The 1,937-nt window shown below is 72.2% G+C and carries 1 protein-coding gene; it reads right to left on the bottom strand.

Annotated features, from left to right (window positions below; genetic code table 11):
* Positions 1-21: 21 nt before the first annotated feature.
* Positions 22-1,821, bottom strand: a complete 1,800-nt coding sequence (locus tag P1P75_RS41305) for an ABC transporter ATP-binding protein (protein WP_319265139.1) — start codon at positions 1,819-1,821, stop codon at positions 22-24.
* Positions 1,822-1,937: the final 116 nt, after the last annotated feature.

The raw sequence follows: 1,937 nt of genomic DNA, 5'->3' as shown, positions 1-1,937 counted from the left end.
GGGAGGTGGTGGTGGGCGCGGTCATCGGCGGTCTGCCTCCTGGTCCCCGGACATGAGATGGGCGTACTCGGCGTTGGAGCGCAGCAGTTCGTGATGCGTGCCCACGGCGGTGACGCGACCGCCGGACAGCAGGGCCACCCGGTCGGCGAGCAGCACGGTGGACGGCCGGTGGGCGACGATCAGCGCGGTCGTGTCCGCGAGGACGCGGCGCAGCGCGGCCTCCACGGCGGCCTCCGTGTGGACGTCCAGCGCGGACAGCGGGTCGTCGAGCACGAGGAACCGGGGCCGGCCCACGACGGCCCGCGCCAGTGCGAGCCGCTGCCGCTGCCCGCCGGACAGGCTCAGCCCCTGCTCACCCACCTGGGTCCCGGTGCCCTGCGGCAGCGCGTGCACGAACTCGGCCTGCGCGACGGCCAGCGCCCGCTCCAGATCGCCGTCGTCCGCGTCGCCGCCGGCCCCCATCAGCACGTTCTCCCCGACGCTCGCGGAGAACAGCGTCGGTTCCTCGAAGGCGACGGCGACCCTCGCCCGCAGCTCCTCGCGGGGCATCGCGGTGATGTCCTCCCCGTCGAGGGTGATCCGTCCCGAGGTCACCTCGTGCAGCCGGGGCACGAGCGCGGTGAGCGTCGTCTTCCCGCTGCCGGTGGCCCCGACCAGCGCCATCGACTCGCCGGGCCGGATGTGCAGATCGACCCGGTCGAGGACGGGAGGCGAGCCGGGATCGGCGTCGGGATAGCGGAAGGTGACACCGTGCAAGCGCAGGCCGTCGCCTCCCGGTGCCGCCGCACGATCGTCCCCGTCCTTTCTCGTGCCCGTGTCGGTGGCCGATTCCGGCTCCGCGTCCATCACCTCGAAGTAGCGCTCGGTCGCCGTCGCCGCCTCCTGGCTCATCGCGAGCAGGAAGCCGATCGAGTCCACCGGCCAGCGCAGGGCGAGCGCCGTGGAGAGGAAGGCGACCAGCGTCCCCGCGGACAGCTCACCGTCCGCGACCTGCACCGTGCCCAGCACCAGCGCGGCGCCGATGGCCAGTTCGGGCAGGGTCACGATGACCGCCCAGATCGTCGCCAGCAGCCGCGCCTTGCGCAGTTCCGTGCCGCGCAGCCCGAAGGACAGGTCGCGGAACGCCCGCGCCTGACTGCGGTGCCGGCCGAAGCCCTTGATGATCCGGATGCCGAGGACGCTCTCCTCGACGACCGTCGTCAGATCGCCGACCTGGTCCTGGGCGCGTCGCGCCACGCGCGCGTACCGGTTCTCGAAGATCACGCAGGTGACCATGACGGGGATCGCGGGCCCCAGGATGACCAGCCCGAGCGTCCAGTCCTGGAGCAGCATGATGGTCACGCCGACGAGGATCGTCACCGAGTTGACCAGCAGGAACGTCAGCGGGAACGCGAGGAACATACGCAGCAGCATCAGATCTGTGGTCCCCCGGGACAGCAGCTGTCCCGACGCCCACCGGTCATGGAAGGCCACCGGCAGCCGCTGGATGTGCCGGTACAGATCGGCCCGCATCTCCGCCTCGACATGGGACAGCGGCCGAGCCACCAGCCAGCGCCGCAGCCCGAACAGGATCGCCTCCGCGGCCCCGAGCAGCAGCAGGTACAGCGCGCCCAGCCAGACGCCCGTCGAGTCCCGGTCCGCGACCGGCCCGTCCACCATCCACTTCAGCACGAGCGGGATCACCAGCCCCGTGCAGGAGGCGACGACCGCGATGGCGGCGGCGGTGAACAACCGCCCCCGGACGGGCCGCACGTACGGCCACAGGCGCAGCAACGTCCGGACGGCGGAGCGGTCCTTGGCGGGTGCAGGTGTCGTGGGCATCAGGAGCGAGCCTACGGATCGCCACTGACATCGCCCACCGAGTTTTGGCCGGACCGGGCTCGGTCTTCGGACCTACGACCTGCGCGTTCGGGCCGTCGAACCGGGTGGGCCGGGGT

Source organism: Streptomyces sp. ID05-39B (assembly GCF_033794725.1).
Classification (GTDB): domain Bacteria; phylum Actinomycetota; class Actinomycetes; order Streptomycetales; family Streptomycetaceae; genus Streptomyces; species Streptomyces bobili.
Note: the sequence above shows the minus strand (reverse complement) of the source record. Positions and strands in the feature narration are given on the sequence as shown.

Bases quoted from the DNA above. Each gene is read 5' to 3' on its own strand.
- P1P75_RS41305 (WP_319265139.1), bottom strand. From the start codon at position 1,821: ATGCCCACGACACCTGCACCCGCCAAGGACCGCTCCGCCGTCCGGACG.